Genomic DNA, 15,107 nt, shown 5'->3' on the forward strand with positions numbered 1-15,107 from the left:
TCAGCTCTCCGGATCGTCGCCGAAGACGCGTACCTCCTGCGCGCACCGGCACGCCGCCGCGAACCGCGCCGCCCAGGCGAGAGCCGCGTCCCGGTCCGCACAGTCGAGGACGCTGTAGCCACCCTCGATCCGCGCGGTCTGCGGATAGGTGCCCGGGGTGACCGTGCCGTCGCCCGCGACCCTCACGGGCGGGACGGATTCGTCGATGCCGCCGCCGAACACCCAGACGCCAGCGGCCTTGGCCGCGGCGACCACCGCGTGCGCGTCCTCCGCGACCGTCCGCAGGTCGGTGCCGGTCCGGTCCATCGCCCCGCTCGGGAACGAGATCAGGTACCTCGACACGGGCTCTCGCTCAATGCTCGTCGGCGTGGTCGCTGCGCGCGACGGCCGAGCGACCGCGGTCGGGACCGTGGTCGTGGGTCTCGCGAACCTCGTGCTCCGTCATGGTGGCTCCCCCCCCGGGTGGCACGGGACGTCGTGCCGGTGCCACCACGCTACGTCGACCCGCCGCCTCCCGCGCGTCGGGCGCGTGCGACGCCGACGCCGATCAGGAGCAGCGCGAGAGGAAGCACCAGGATCCGCGCGATGCCCGCCGCCTGGTCGACGGCCGGGGCCGAGGTGAGCAGCGACCACAGCTGCAGCGCGCCGATGATGCCGAAGGCGACGACGAACGCCACGTCGAGCGGGCCGCGTCGTCGGCGCGGCCCGGGCGCGACGGTCACGGCGTGACCACCACCTTGCCCACGTGGTCGCCCGCGACGACCCTCCGCACCGCATCGTCCGCCCGGGAGAGCGGGTGCACGGAGTCGACGGTCGGCCGCAGCCCGGTGCGGACCAGGAACGCCATCAGCGCCGCGAGATCCTCGCGGGTGCCCATGGTGACGCCCTGGATGCGGAGCTCGTGGAAGAAGACGCGCGTGAGGAGGGCGGGATCGGGGTCGCCCGTGGTGTGGCCGGCGATCGCGATGGTCCCGCCGTTCTTGACCGAGGCGATCGTGTGCCTCCAGGTCTCCTTGCCCACCGTCTCGATCACGGCGTCCACGCGCATCGGCAGCCGCGCGCCGGGCTCGACCGCGGCGACGGCCCCCATCCGGAGGGCCGCGGTGCGCTTGGCCTCGGTGCGTGACGTGGCGAACACGTCGAGGCCCGCGGCCGAGCCGAGCGCGATCGCCGCGGACGCGACGCCGCCGCCGGCGCCCTGGACCAGCACCGACTGCCCGGGCGTGAGGCCGGCGCCGTGGAACAGCATGCGGTACGCCGTGAGCCACGCGGTGGGGAGGCAGGCGGCGTCCTCCCAGGTGAGCTCCGGCGGCTTGGGGATCAGGTTCGCCGTCGGCACCGCGACCCTCTCCGCCAGCGTGCCCGGGTAGCGCTCGGACAGGATGCTGCGCGGCTCGCGGGGACCGACCCCGTGCCCGTCGGCGCCGATCACCCCGTGGACGACCACCTCGGTGCCGTCGTCGGTCACGCCGGCCGCGTCGCAGCCGAGGATCATCGGGAGCTGGGCCTCGGAGAGGCCGACGCCCTTGAGGGACCACACGTCGTGGTGGTTGACGCTCGCGGCGCGCACCGTCACGGTCGACCAGTGCTCGCGCGCCTCGGGCTCGGGACGCTCGCCCACCTCGAGGGCGCTGGCGGGATCGTCGGGGCTGAACCGGGCGGCGTAGGCGGCGAGCATGGGACCAACCTATGCCTCGGCGACGGGACAGCACCGGGGTCGGACGTCACGGATCCCTTGATAGGACCGGATCAGGGCCCGGGACCGACACGATCCGCGTCATGGGGCGTTGGCGTGGCCGGGAGCGCGCACCGGGGGCTTCCGCGAGCGCGCGACGGGGGACGATGCGCGGGGCCGGCCCGCGCATCGCCCCCCTGAGGATCCGGGAGAGGAGTCCCTACTCGTTGTCGCCGTCGGTCGCGAGCGCGCCCGAGAGCTTGGCCTGCACCTCGGTGCCCGCCCCGGACCAGACCCACTCGGCGACCTCGGGGAGGTCAGCGCCGGTCTCGTACGCGTAGCGCTGCGCCTCGAACCGCTTGTCCTGCAGCTTCTGACGCAGGACTGCGGCGCGGGTGCCCAGCGACGGGACGCGGTCGATGACGTCCATGACCAGGTGGTAGCGGTCGATGTCGTTGACCATCGCCATGTCGAACGGCGAGGTGGTGGTGCCCTCCTCCTTGAAGCCGCGGACGTGGAGGTTCGCGTGGCCGTTGCGGCGGTACGTGAGGCGGTGGATGAGCCACGGGTAGCCGTGGTAGTTCATGATCACCGGCTTGTCCGCCGTGAAGAGCTGGTCGAACTCGCGGTCCGACATGCCGTGCGGGTGCTCCTTCTCCGGCTGCAGCCTCATCAGGTCCACCACGTTGACCATGCGGACCTTGAGCTCCGGGAGCTCCTCGCGGATGATGTCGATCGCCGCGAGCACCTCCATGGTGGGCACGTCGCCGATGCCCGCCATCACCACGTCGGGCTCCTCGCCGAGCGGCACGTTGGAGGCGAAGTCCCAGATGCCCGCGCCACGCGCGAAGTGGTTCTCCGCCTCCTCGATGGTGAGCCACTGGGCCTGCGGCTGCTTGCCGGCCACCACCACGTTGACGTGGTCGCGGCTGCGCAGGCAGTGGTCGTAGGTCGCCAGCAGGGTGTTCGCGTCGGCGGGCAGGTACACGCGCACCACCTCGGCCTTCTTGTTCACCACGTGGTCGATGAAGCCCGGGTCCTGGTGCGAGAAGCCGTTGTGGTCCTGGCGCCACACGTGGCTCGAGAGCAGGTAGTTGAGCGACGGGATGGGCCGGCGCCACGGCAGCTCGTGAGCGACCTTGAGCCACTTCGCGTGCTGGTTGAACATCGAGTCGACGATGTGGATGAACGCCTCGTACGAGGTGAACAGGCCGTGGCGGCCCGTGAGGTTGTAGGCCTCGAGCCAGCCCTGGCACTGGTGCTCGGACAGCATCTCGACCACGCGGCCCTCGTGGGACATCGGGCCGTCGTCGGGGTCGATCTCGGCGTTCCACACCTTGTCGGTGACCTCGAGCACCGCCTGGATGCGGTTCGAGGCGAGCTCGTCGGGGGCGAACACGCGGAAGTTGTCGGGGTTGCTCCGCATGACCTCGCGGAGGAACTCGCCGAGCGTCCGGGTGGCCTCGCCGATCTCGGCGCCGGGCGCGGGCACGTCCACCGCGAAGTCGCGGTAGTCGGGCATGACCAGGTCCTTCATCAGCAGGCCGCCGTTGGCCTCGGGCCGGGCGGACATGCGCAGGTCGCCCTCGGGGACGGTCGCGAGCACCTCGGGACGGACCACGCCGTCCTCGTCGAACAGGTCGTCCGGTCCGTACGACTGCAGCCAGGACTCCAGGGTGTGGAGGTGGTCGTCAGTGTCGCGGGCGTTGGACAGCGGCACCTGGTGCGCGCGCCACGATCCCTCGGTGCGCTTGCCGTCGATCTCCGGCGGGCACGTCCAGCCCTTGGGGGTGCGCAGCACGATCATGGGCCACATCGGACGGTCCATGCCGGGGTTCACGGCGGCCTCGGCCTTGATCGCCGCGATCTCGTCCATGACGTCGTCGAGCACGGCGGCGAAGCGGGCGTGGAAGGAGGCGGGCGACTCGTCGTCGAAGCCCGCGGTGAAGACGTGCGGCTTGTGGCCGTAGCCCTTCATCAGGTCGACCAGCTCCTCCTCGGAGATGCGGCTGAGCACGGTCGGGTTCGCGATCTTGTAGCCGTTCAGGTGCAGGATCGGGAGGACCACGCCGTCGGTGGCGGGGTTGATGAACTTGTTCGAGTGCCACGACGTCGCGAGCGGGCCGGTCTCGGCCTCGCCGTCGCCGACCACGGCCGCGACCAGCAGGTGCGGGTTGTCGAACGCGGCGCCGTAGGCGTGGCTGAGCGCGTAGCCGAGCTCGCCACCCTCGTGGATCGAGCCCGGGGTCTCGGGCGCGACGTGCGACGGGATGCCGCCGGGGAACGAGAACTGCTTGAACAGGCGCTGGAGGCCGCGCTCGTCCTCGGAGATCTCGGGGTACGTCTCGTTGTAGGTGCCCTCGAGGTAGGACGCCGCGACCAGGCCGGGGCCGCCGTGGCCGGGTCCGATGATGTACATCGTCGGCTGCTGCCGCGCCTTGATCATGCGGTTGAGGTGTGTGTAGATGAAGTTCAGGCCGGGGGTGGTGCCCCAGTGGCCCACCAGGCGCTTCTTCACGTGATCGCGGTCCAGCGGCTCGCGCAGGAGCGGGTTGTCGAGCAGGTAGATCTGCCCCACGGACATGTAGTTGGCGGTGCGCCACCACAGGTCGATGGCCTCGACCTCGGCGTCGGTGGCGGACTCGGTGGTGCGTGCGGACCACGGCTGCGGTGTCATGGTGACCTCCCTGTCGGCGGATACCTCAGCCTCGCATGGTTAACGTTCACACGTCGCGGCGAAGGTCCCGCTTCCGAGGTGGATCTCGGGTGACATCGACGCCTCCCGGACCCCCGCATCGTCCCGCCGCGCACTGTCCGGGGGGGGCGGACGGCAGGGGAGAGGACGCAGGAACGCCGAGGGGCCGCCACCCTCCGGTGACGGCCCCTCGGGACGGACGATGCTGTGGTCAGGACACCGCGGCGATCGACTGCACGGCGATGGCGCGCTCCTCGTTGGTCGGGATGACCCAGATCTGGACCTTCGACTCGTCGGTCGAGATCAGCGTGGCCTGCTTCTTGCGACCCGCGTTGCGCTCCTCGGAGATCTCGATGCCGAGCTCCGCGAGCCCGCGCAGCGACTCGAGGCGGACGATGTCGTCGTTCTCGCCCACGCCCGCGGTGAACACGATGGCATCGAGGCCGCCGAGCTGCGCCATGTACTGCCCGACGTAGCCCTTGATGCGGCGGCAGTAGATGTCGAGCGCGACCTGCGCCTCGTGGCTGCCGCCCTCGATCGCCTTGTGGACGTCGCGCATGTCGGAGTAGCCGGTGAGGCCGAGCATGCCGGAGCGCTTGTTGAACAGCTCGTCGATCTCGTCGATGTCCATGCCCGCCGCGCGGTGGAGGTGGAACACCACCGCGGGGTCGATCGCGCCGGTGCGCGAGCCCATCACGAGCCCGTCGAGCGGGGTCAGCCCCATCGACGTGTCGATCGCGACGCCGCCCTTGACGGCGTCCGCCGAGGCGCCGTTGCCCAGGTGCAGCGTGATGATGCGCAGCTCTTTGGGGTCGCGGCCCATGAGCTCGGCGCACTCGCGGGACACGTAGCCGTGCGAGGTGCCGTGGAAGCCGTAGCGACGGATCCCGTGCTCGTGGGCGAGGCGCTGGTCGATCGCGTACGAGTAGGCGGCCTCGGACAGCGTCTGGTGGAAGGCGGTGTCGAAGACCGCGACGTGCGGGATGTCGGGGAACGCGGCGCGGGCGGCCGCCATGCCGGCGACGTGCCCGGGGTTGTGGAGCGGCGCGAGCACGGCGAGCTTCGCGATGGCGTCCTGGACCTCGTCGTCGATGATGGTCGGCGCCGAGAACTCCGATCCGCCCTGCACCACGCGGTGGCCCACCGCGGTCAGCTGCGACAGGTCGACGCCCGAGCCGGGCTCGGACAGCGACTCGATGACCGAGCGGACGCCCTCGTTGTGGTCGGTGACGCGCTCGACCAGGCCGGACGCGAGGGGCTCCTCCCGGGTGGTGTCGACCACCTGGTACTTGATCGAGCTGGAGCCGCAGTTGAGGACGAGGGCGATGCCCTGGGTGTTGACGCTCACGCGTTGCCTTCCGGGTTGTCGAGGTTCTGAGCCTGGATCGCCGTGATGGCGACCGTGTTGACGATGTCCTGCACCAGCGCGCCGCGCGAGAGGTCGTTGACCGGCTTGCGCAGGCCCTGCAGGACCGGGCCGACCGCGACCGCGTTGGCGGAGCGCTGGACGGCCTTGTAGGTGTTGTTGCCGGTGTTGAGGTCGGGGAACACGAGCACGGTCGCCTGGCCCGCGACGGGGGAGCCGGGGGCCTTCGACCGCGCGACCGACGGCTCGACCGCGGCGTCGTACTGCATGGGTCCGTCGACCAGCAGGTCGGGGCGGCGCTCCTTGACGATCCGCGTCGCCTCGCGCACCTTGTCGACGTCCGAGCCGGTGCCCGACTCGCCGGTCGAGTAGGAGAGCATCGCGATCCTCGGCTCCACGCCGAACTGGGCGGCGGTGTCCGCGGACGAGATCGCGATGTCCGCGAGCTGCTCCGCCGTCGGGTCGGGGTTGACCGCGCAGTCGCCGTAGACCAGGACGCGGTCCGCGAGGCACATGAAGAAGACCGAGGACACGACCGAGACGCCCGGCACCGTCTTGATGATCTGGAAGGACGGCAGGATGGTGTGGGCCGTGGTGTGCACCGCGCCCGAGACCATGCCGTCGGCGAGGCCGAGCTGCACCATCATCGTGCCGAAGTAGCTCGAGTCCTGCACCCGGTCTCGCGCCGCGTCCAGCGTCGCGCCCTTGTGCTTGCGCATCTCGTAGTACTCGGCCGCGAAGCGCTCCACGTACTCGGGGTCCGTGGGGTCGATCACGCGGGCCGCGTCGAGCTCGAGCCCGAGCTCGCCCGCGCGCGACCGGATGGCGGCCTCCTCGCCCAGGATCGTGAGATCCACCACGTTGCGGGTGAGGAGCGACGAGGCCGCGCGAAGGATGCGGTCGTCGTTGCCCTCGGGCAGGACGATGTGCTGCTTGCGGGCCCGGGCACGGTCCAGCAGGCCGTACTCGAACATGAGCGGCGTGATCACGTCGGTGCCGGCGACGTCGAGGATGCTCGTGAGGTGCTCGGCGTCGACGCGCTGCTCGAACATCGCGAGCGCGGTGTCGACCTTGAGCTGGGACTCGCGCGAGAGCCGGCCGTTGGTCAGCGAGCAACGGTTGGCCGTCTCGAAGGTGTCCATGTCCGTGCGGACCACCGGCAGCGAGGAGCCGAGCCCCTCGACCAGGCGGCGCACGGCCGAGCGGGGCTCGAAGCCGCCCGAGAGGATGATGCCGGTGAGGGCGGGGAAGCCCTCGGCGCCGTGAGCCGCGAGGAGCGCCAGCAGGGTGTCCGCGCGGTCGCCCGGGGTGATGATGACGGCGCCGTCCTCGAGCCGGTCGAGAAGGTTCGACGTGGTCATCGCGCCGACGATGATGTCGCGCGTCTCGCGGGTCAGCAGGGTGGCATCGCCCGACACCAGCTGGCCGCCGACCGCGTCCATCAGCTGCTTGAGCGACGGCGCGACCAGGATCGGGTCCTCGGGGAGGACGCCGGCGATCAGCTCCTGAGGCATGAGCGCCTCGACCTGCTCGACGTCCGAGGGCTTGGCGCGGTTGACGAACAGCGCCGCGACCGCGGCGTGGCTGCCCTCCAGCTCGGTGCGCGCCTGGTCGACCACCTGCGCGATCTCGAGCGGCGTGCGGTCGTGGCCACGCACGACCAGCGCGACCGGCGCGCCCAGGTTCGCGGCGATCCGGCCGTTGAACTCCAGCTCCGCGGTCGCCGAGACGTCCGTGTAGTCGGTGCCGACGATCACGACGGCGTCGCAGCGCCGCTCCACCTCGTGGAAGCGCTGCACGATCGTGGTGAGCGCCTTCTCCTGGTCGGCGTGCACGTCGTCATAGGTGACGCCGATCGCCTCGTCGTAGGTCAGGTCGATGCTGTCGTGGCCGAGCAGCAGCTCGAGCACGTAGTCCCCACGGCCGTCCGTGGTGCGCGCGACGGGGCGGAAGATCCCGACGCGGCCCACCTGCTTGGCCAGAAGGTTGGTGATGCCGAGCGCGATGGTGGACTTGCCCGTGTCGCCCTCGGCCGATGCGATGTAGATGCTCCGAGACACGGCCCCATGTTTTCACGACTGGAGGGGTGCTCGTCGGCCCAAGGTCCCGTGGGGGGTATCCGCCGCCGGGCGATGACGCGGGTGTGATGCTCCCCACTCGGCCTTGTGCCTCGCATGATGCGCCTGCCTAGACTCCTGGGAGGAGGGGTGAGGGCGACGCAGCTGAGGGCGCCGCGCGAACCCCCTGAGCTCGGGGAGCGACATGGGGCTGAGGGCCTCCGTCGGGCGCGCCTGGGTCGTGTCGACGACCGTGGGCGTCGTCGGCCTGCCCCGGGACGCCGCCCGAGCCGTGCTCGGCGCCAACCACTTCTTCGTGCTCGCCTCCGTGGTCGCGGTGCCGTGGACCGTCACCTTCGCGCTGCACAGCTCGAGCAGCCAGCCCTATCCCGCCGTGACCCACTCCCTGCTGATCCTCACCTGGATGCTGTGCCTGTGGATGAACGCGCGAGGGCTCCACGTGCTCGCTCCCGCGCTCGGGCTCGCGGCGGCGCTCGTGCAGTACGGCTACCTCACGCACCTGTACGGACGGGACTCGGCCTTCCAGCTCGCGATGCTGTCGGTGCCCACCCTGTCGTTCGTGATGTTCGAGCAGCATCGTCGCGCCATGCGCCTCACGTCGACGGCGATCGTGGGAGCCGCGGTCGCCTTCGTGTACCTCGACCCGCGCTTCGCCGAGCCGATGGTCGAGGTGTCCCGCACGTGGACCCAGGCGGTCGCGGTGGGCAACGTGTTCTCCGCGCTCGCGATCTTCGCGACCGTCGCGCTCTACAACGACCTGTACCTGCGTCAGGAGCGCAGCCGCGCCGACCGCCTGCTCGACGAGGCGCAGCGGGCCGCCGACACGGACTCCCTCACCGGGCTCCTGAACCGCCGGGGCGTCGCACCGCTGCTCGCCGCCGCTCCGGAGGAGGGCGCCTACGCGCTGCTGCTCATCGACGTCGACCGCTTCAAGAGCGTGAACGACCGGCTGGGCCACGCGGAGGGGGACCGGGTGCTCGCCAAGGTCGCCGCGGTGCTCGCGGCGTGCGGCAGGCCCGACGCGTCTCTCGCACGCTGGGGTGGCGAGGAGTTCCTGATGGTGGTCCCGGACGCCTGGCCTGGTCGGGTCCGCCGTCTCGCGGAGAGCCTGCGTCGGGACGTCGAGGACGAGCTGGCGATGGACGGTGCGCCCGGGGTGACCGTCTCCGTCGGGGCCGCCTTCGCCATCCGCGGGGTGCCCTTCGAGGACACGCTGCGCATCGCGGACGCCTGCCTGTACGAGGCCAAGGAGTCCGGCCGGAACGTGTCGATCGCCCGCGAGGTGGTCGCATGACGATGCCGCCGTACGGCACGACCACGTAGGCTGGCCGGGGCGACGGCGCTGAGGGGCATCCGTCGCGCTGGCGCGGCGCGCCGACATGCTGAGGAAGGGCCTGATGAAGCTGGGTGCGATCACCACCGTGGGCAGGCGGCTGCCCGATGCGGTGATGCGTGCCTTCGAGCGGCGCGACGGCCGGCTGCAGGGGGATGCGGGACGGGCCGCCGGCGCGATGCGCGTCTTCCTCGCGATCGCCCTCGCGTCGACCGTCGGCTACCTGGTGATGCTCGTCGCGACCGGCATCCCCGGCGGTCCCATCCCGATCCTCAACGTGGTGGTCACGGTGCTGTTCGTCGCCATGTGGGTGGCGCTCAGCCGCGGCCATCAGCTGGGCGTGGCGATCGTGTTCCTGTCGCTCTCGATCGGCGCCGTGGTCTACATGACCGCGCTCACGGGCTGGCGGGCCGGCCACCAGCTCTACCTCATCACCGCGGCGCAGATCGTCTTCATCGTCTTCACCGACCGCCAGCGCGCGTGGCGGTGGACGTTCGTGGTCATCGGCGCGGTCACCTTCCTCGCGTGCCAGCTGCTCGCGCCTCCGCTCGGCCCGTTCGCCCCGCCGACCGACGGCGATCTGGGCACCATCTTCACGGTCAACGCGGTGATCACGGCCACGCTGATGTTCGTGCTGTCGGGAGTGGCGCACCATCGCGCGATCCTGGCGCAGGACCAGGCCGGCCAGCACGCGGCCCGCGCCGAGTACCTGGCCAACACCGATCCGCTCACGGGGCTCGCGAACCGGCGACCGATCGCGGCGCGCCTCGACGAGCTGGCCGGGGGCGACGCGACGTACGCGGTCGCGGTCGCGGACCTCGACCGCTTCAAGCAGCTCAACGACCAGCACGGACACATCTGCGGCGACCGCGTGCTCTCGACCATCGGCGAGCGCCTGCGCGACCAGCTCCGGGTCACGGACGCGCTCGGGCGATGGGGCGGGGAGGAGTTCATCTTCGTCCTCGCCGACACGGGCCTCGACGACGCACGCACCATGATGGAGCGCATGAGGCACCTTGTCGGCGACGAGCCGATCCCCTGCGGCGACCACGTCCATCCCGTCACCATGTCGATCGGCGTGTCCGACAGCGCCGGCGACGACGTCGCGCACCGGGTGGTCAAGCGCGCCGACGATGCGCTCTACGACGCCAAGCAGGCCGGCCGCGACCGCGTGATGACCCGCACCGCGCGCGCGACGGACCAGGACGTCGCGCTGGATGAGCCGCGGTCGCGACGGGGCGGGGAGTGACCGCTCCGGACGCCGCGCGGATCCTGTGGGGACGCGTGCTCGTCGCCGCGCTGGTCGGCGTCGTGGCGGTGGTGGGCTGCGGCGCGCTGGGCTGGTGGCAGTGGTCGCGCGCGGAGACCACGGGACGCACGGTGCAGCCGGAGCCGGCCGTGCCGCTGGCCGACGTCATCGCGCCCGCGCAGAGCCCGGGCGAGGCGCTCGGACGGCAGGTGACGGTGAGCGGCACGTGGCTCGACGCCGATGCCGCCGTGGTGACCGGCCGCGAGGTGGACGGGGTCGCGGCGGAGCTGCTCGTCCGCGCGCTGGAGGTGCCGGGCGACGCCACCGGCACCGGCGAGCCCGCCACCCTCGCGGTGGTGGTCGGCTGGCGCCCCGACGGGGAGGATCCCGCCACGTCGCTCGCCTCCGGCGAGGCCGAGCTCACCGGGTACCTCCGGGCGGCGGAGGCCTCGACCGGCGCCGCCTCCCTGCCGACGGAGGCGCCGGCGCCCGGCACGCTCTGGGCCTCCGGTCTCGCGACATCGGAGCTCGCGCAGCTGTGGCCCGCGCCCCTGTACAGCGCTGTGCTCGTCTCCTACGAGGGCGCCGACGGCTGGACCCCGCTCGAGCCGCTCCCCCCGACCACCGAGTTCAACTTCCGCTCCGCGGCGTACGCGGTCGAGTGGTGGCTCTTCGGCGGCTTCGCCCTGTTCATCGTCGCCCGCTGGATACGCGACAATGGTCGCGCCGCGCCGTCCGCCCCCGAGGACGCGGAGACCACGGAGGACCGTTCGTGACCGAAGCACCCCGACCCACGCCCGGTGCGCTCACGCGCTACCGGGTCATGGCCATCATCACCGGAACGCTGCTGATCGTGGTGTTCCTCGGGATGCTGCGCTACATCGACGCGCTCGGGGTGCCCGAGTCGTGGGACCCGTTCTTCCTGACGCTCGCCCAGGTCCACGGCGTGGTCTACATCGTGTACCTCGCGACCGTGATGCAGCTGTGGCTGCAGGCCCGCTGGGGCTACGGCCGCCTGGCGACCATGTTCTTCGGCGGCATCGTGCCGCTGCTGTCGTTCTTCGTGGAGCGACGCATCACCCATGAGCTGCGACCCGCATCGGAGGAGCGCGCATGACCCAGCCCACCCAGCATCGTCCCGTCCTGGTGGTCGACTGCGGCGCCCAGTACGCCCAGCTGATCGCCCGCCGCGTGCGCGAGGCGCACGTCTACTCCGAGATCGTGCCTCACAGCATGTCCGCCGCCGACATGCTCGCGAAGGACCCCGCCGCCGTCATCCTCTCCGGCGGTCCGTCCTCGGTGTACGAGCCCGGCGCCCCGCAGATCGACCCCGCGCTGTTCGAGGCCGGCGTCCCCGTCATGGGCATCTGCTACGGCTTCCAGGCGATGGCGCAGGCCATGGGCGGCACCGTCGCGAAGACGGGACTGCGCGAGTACGGCCGCACGCAGGCGTCGGTCGGCGCCGCGGGGACCACGCTGGCCGGCAGCCCGGCCGTCCAGGAGGTCTGGATGAGCCACGGCGACTCCGTGCAGGCGCCGCCGCCCGGCTTCGAGGTCCTCGCCACCACGGAGGGGGCGCCCGTCGCGGCGTTCGAGAACCTCTCCCTGCGGATGTGCGGAGTGCAGTGGCATCCCGAGGTCAAGCACTCGCCGCTCGGCCAGCACGCGATCGAGAGCTTCCTCTACAACGTCGCGGGCCTGCGCCCCGACTGGACCTCCGAGAACGTGATCGAGGAGCAGGTCGCGCGGATCCGCGAGCAGGTCGGTGACAAGCTGGTCATCTGCGCCCTGTCGGGCGGGGTGGACTCCGCCGTCGCCGCCGCGATCGTCCAGAAGGCCGTGGGGGACCAGCTCACCTGCATCCACGTCGACCACGGACTGATGCGCGCGGGCGAGGTCGAGCAGATCGAGAAGGACTTCGTCGCCTCGACCGGCGTGCGGCTGATCATCCGCGACGAGAAGGAGCGGTTCCTGACCGCCCTCGCCGGCGTCTCCGACCCGGAGACCAAGCGCAAGATCATCGGCCGCGAGTTCATCCGCGTGTTCGAGGACGCCGCGCGTCAGGTGGTCGAGGAGGCCGGCGCCCACGGCGAGCAGGTGGAGTTCCTGGTCCAGGGCACGCTGTACCCCGACGTGGTCGAGTCCGGCGGCGGCGAGGGCGCGGCCAACATCAAGAGCCACCACAACGTGGGCGGCCTGCCCGACGACCTGCAGTTCTCGCTGGTCGAGCCGCTGCGCACCCTGTTCAAGGACGAGGTCCGCGCGGTGGGCCGCGAGCTCGGCATCCCCGAGGAGATCGTCGGTCGGCAGCCCTTCCCTGGCCCCGGCTTGGGCATCCGCATCATCGGCGAGGTGACCTGGGAGCGCCTGGAGATCCTGCGCCGTGCCGACGCGATCGCCCGCGAGGAGCTGACCAGGGCCGGCCTGGACAACGACATCTGGCAGTGCCCGGTGGTGCTGCTCGCGGATGTCCGGTCCGTGGGCGTCCAGGGCGACGGCCGCACCTACGGCCACCCCGTGGTGCTGCGCCCGGTGTCCTCCGAGGACGCCATGACCGCCGACTGGTCGCGCGTGCCCTACGAGGTGCTCGCGCACATCTCCAACCGGATCACCAACGAGGTGGCCGAGGTCAACCGCGTGGTGCTCGACGTGACGAGCAAGCCGCCGGGCACCATCGAGTGGGAGTAGACGCCGCGAGGGCCGTCACGCACGCTGCGTGACGGCCCTCGTCGTGTGTCGGCTCAGTCCTCCGAGCGCGGCTCCGGGGACGGTGCGGGATCGGTGATCTCCCAGGTGTCGCCGCGGCGCGGGCGGTTGCGCATGGACACCGCGATCGCGGAGAAGAGCAGCCAGCCGCCGAGGGCGACGAGCGCGACGATCGCGATGAGCTCGAGGTCGACGTCGTAGCCCGACAGCGCGGCGATGAGGAATCCGCCGCCGGCCGTGACGATCGCGGCCCAGATCACGCCGGTCATGCGCTCGCTCCAGGGCTTGCGCGGGTCCGGACGGGGGGACGATGCGGTGGTGTCGGCGGTGCTCATGATGCGGCCTCCTCGATGACGATGCTGGCGTAGCCCTCCGGGTTCGCGACCTTCAGCGTGAGGGTGGGCTGGTCGGTGGCGGCGAGGCTCACGGGGGAGCCGTCCCAGACCTCGCAGGTGACCCCCCGCTCGACCCAGTGGACGGTCGAGTAGCTCGAGTCGTCGGTCGCGATGGCGAGTCCGGTGCCGCGCGGGATCCGTACCGTGGTGTACCCGGCCGTGACGTCGACGGTCTGGTCGGCGTCCATCAGGGACTCGTCGACCAGCCCGACCGACATCCCGGAGGCGTCGAGGGCCTCGCGGCTCGCGTAGCAGTCGCCGGGGAGCATGATCCGCTGGTAGTCGGTGTCGAACTTGTCGAGCACGGACGCCTCGGTGAGCTCCGGCTCCGCCGTCTCGACGGCCTCCGGGTCTCCGAGCGTGACGTCGCCGTCCTCGCCCACGGTGAGGGTGCCGTCGCCGACCTCGACGCGAACCACCTCGCCGCCGTCGCCGCGGATCACCTCGACGCGCGGGAGCCACCGGTCGCTCCACCCCTCGACCACCTTGTCCGCCTGGACGATCATGACGGCCGTGGGCACGAGCAGCACCGCGGACAGGAACGCGAGGGAACCGAGGCGGCGGCCGCTGAGCGCGACCAGCGCGAGGATCACGCCCAGGCCCGTGACGAACAGCGCGAACCAGGCGAGCACGGGGTGCACCGCGAGGCGGTCGTTCCACCCTGCCCAGGCCGTGCCGGCGGCGGACAGCACCAGCCACGCGAGCGTGAGCAGGTGGAAGCCGGCTCCGGGTCCGGGGACGCGCGGCGGGCGCGGGGGGCGGGGCGGTGCCGCGGGCGCGACCGGCGGGGGCGTGGAGGCGGTCCACGCGGTCGCCGCGGTGGCGGCCGCGGCGGCGTGCTGGGCGGCGGCGCGCGCCGTGTCCGCGGCCTCCTGGCCCGCCGCGCGGGCGGCGTCCGCTGCCGCGTACGCCTCGGCGTGCGCGGCAGCGCGGCGCTGCTGACGCTCCGCCGCCCAGGCGGGCGGCGCGGCGTAGACCGGCGGGGTGCCGTCGTCGGGTCGGGGGGTGCGGTCGCGCCGCACCAGCCAGACGATGAGGCCGACGATCCCGCCGACGATCAGGAGCGGGACGGCGACGGCCGCCACGGTCGCGATCGCCGACACGACGCTGTGGCCCGGGCCGTCCCAGGCGCCGTTCACCGGCCACCCGCCGGCCCAGCCGAACGGGCCGTCGCCCGCGTTCGCGAGGCCGAGCAGCCCGGCGAGCGCGATGATCCCGATCATGATGAGCGCGCCCACGTTGGGCACGCCGCGCCCGAAGTCCTGCGCGATGATGCGGCCCTCGCGGTCGGGCAGCAGCGCCCAGGCGGCGGCGTAGCCCAGCGCTCCGAGCCCGCTGACGAGCAGGACCACGGCGAGCACGCCCACGCGGGTCCAGCCGACGCGCCATCCGAGGCGAGCGGCGATGCCGCTCGCGACGCCGCCGAGGACGCGCTCGTCGCCGCGGGCGAGCCCCCATCCGCGGACGGTGGTGAAGAACCCGGCCTCCTGGGGCGGGGTCTGCTGGTCGGTCATGTCTCCTCCTTCTGCCTCGATCCTCCCGCCACGGCCCGCCTCGCCGCTATGAGGGGACCCCCTGATCCGCACCCTGATCTTCGACCACGGCCCGGC

The 15,107-nt window shown here is 72.0% G+C and carries 13 protein-coding genes; 5 read left to right on the forward strand and 8 right to left on the reverse strand.

What is annotated here, in order from left to right:
* The 6 genes from QQX13_RS04445 to pta form a co-directional block, all read right to left on the reverse strand.
* Complete coding sequence (locus QQX13_RS04445) at positions 1–342, reverse strand: YciI family protein (protein WP_301152609.1); 342 nt, start codon at positions 340–342, stop codon at positions 1–3.
* Positions 343–494: 152 nt separating this feature from the next.
* Positions 495–722, reverse strand: coding sequence for a hypothetical protein (locus tag QQX13_RS04450; protein WP_301119691.1), 228 nt, complete (start codon positions 720–722; stop codon positions 495–497).
* Positions 719–1,678 carry a zinc-binding dehydrogenase gene (locus QQX13_RS04455; RefSeq protein ID WP_301152610.1) on the reverse strand — a complete coding sequence of 320 codons (960 nt, stop codon included), beginning with the start codon at positions 1,676–1,678 and terminating at the stop codon, positions 719–721. The genes QQX13_RS04450 and QQX13_RS04455 overlap by 4 nt, the downstream gene beginning before the upstream one ends.
* A 217-nt stretch (positions 1,679–1,895) precedes the next feature.
* The gene (locus QQX13_RS04460; protein WP_301152611.1) at positions 1,896–4,352 is read right to left on the reverse strand and encodes a phosphoketolase family protein; all 2,457 of its coding nucleotides are present in this window, start codon (positions 4,350–4,352) and stop codon (positions 1,896–1,898) included.
* A 229-nt stretch (positions 4,353–4,581) separates the two neighbouring features.
* On the reverse strand, positions 4,582–5,718 hold the full coding sequence (locus QQX13_RS04465) for an acetate/propionate family kinase (RefSeq protein WP_301119696.1): 1,137 nt from the start codon (positions 5,716–5,718) through the stop codon (positions 4,582–4,584).
* Complete coding sequence (gene pta, locus QQX13_RS04470) at positions 5,715–7,796, reverse strand: phosphate acetyltransferase (RefSeq protein WP_301119698.1); 2,082 nt, start codon at positions 7,794–7,796, stop codon at positions 5,715–5,717. Before pta ends, QQX13_RS04465 begins: the two co-directional genes overlap by 4 nt.
* Before the next feature lie 202 nt (positions 7,797–7,998).
* Here pta and QQX13_RS04475 point away from each other — a divergent pair, with 202 nt between their 5' ends.
* The 5 genes from QQX13_RS04475 to guaA all read left to right on the forward strand — a co-directional run bounded on the left by QQX13_RS04475 (position 7,999) and on the right by guaA (position 13,084).
* Positions 7,999–9,108, forward strand: coding sequence for a GGDEF domain-containing protein (locus QQX13_RS04475; RefSeq protein WP_301152613.1), 1,110 nt, complete (start codon positions 7,999–8,001; stop codon positions 9,106–9,108).
* 103 nt (positions 9,109–9,211) lie between these two features.
* Positions 9,212–10,396: a GGDEF domain-containing protein gene (locus tag QQX13_RS04480; protein ID WP_301119702.1), complete on the forward strand. Its 1,185-nt coding sequence runs from the start codon at positions 9,212–9,214 to the stop codon at positions 10,394–10,396.
* Positions 10,393–11,172 (forward strand): SURF1 family protein, encoded by a 780-nt coding sequence (locus QQX13_RS04485; RefSeq protein ID WP_301119704.1) that lies wholly within the window; start codon positions 10,393–10,395, stop codon positions 11,170–11,172. The genes QQX13_RS04480 and QQX13_RS04485 overlap by 4 nt, the downstream gene beginning before the upstream one ends.
* Positions 11,169–11,513 carry a DUF3817 domain-containing protein gene (locus QQX13_RS04490; protein WP_301119705.1) on the forward strand — a complete coding sequence of 115 codons (345 nt, stop codon included), beginning with the start codon at positions 11,169–11,171 and terminating at the stop codon, positions 11,511–11,513. The genes QQX13_RS04485 and QQX13_RS04490 overlap by 4 nt, the downstream gene beginning before the upstream one ends.
* Positions 11,510–13,084 (forward strand): glutamine-hydrolyzing GMP synthase, encoded by a 1,575-nt coding sequence (guaA, locus tag QQX13_RS04495; RefSeq protein WP_301119707.1) that lies wholly within the window; start codon positions 11,510–11,512, stop codon positions 13,082–13,084. Before QQX13_RS04490 ends, guaA begins: the two co-directional genes overlap by 4 nt.
* Positions 13,085–13,137: 53 nt before the next feature.
* Here the strand turns inward: guaA and QQX13_RS04500 are convergent, their stop codons facing one another.
* Both QQX13_RS04500 and QQX13_RS04505 read right to left on the reverse strand, forming a co-directional pair.
* The gene (locus QQX13_RS04500) at positions 13,138–13,437 is read right to left on the reverse strand and encodes a hypothetical protein (protein ID WP_301119708.1); all 300 of its coding nucleotides are present in this window, start codon (positions 13,435–13,437) and stop codon (positions 13,138–13,140) included.
* Positions 13,434–15,011, reverse strand: coding sequence for a PspC domain-containing protein (locus QQX13_RS04505; RefSeq protein WP_301152614.1), 1,578 nt, complete (start codon positions 15,009–15,011; stop codon positions 13,434–13,436). Before QQX13_RS04505 ends, QQX13_RS04500 begins: the two co-directional genes overlap by 4 nt.
* Positions 15,012–15,107: the final 96 nt, after the last annotated feature.

Source organism: Demequina lignilytica (assembly GCF_030418375.1).
GTDB classification, from domain to species: domain Bacteria; phylum Actinomycetota; class Actinomycetes; order Actinomycetales; family Demequinaceae; genus Demequina; species Demequina lignilytica.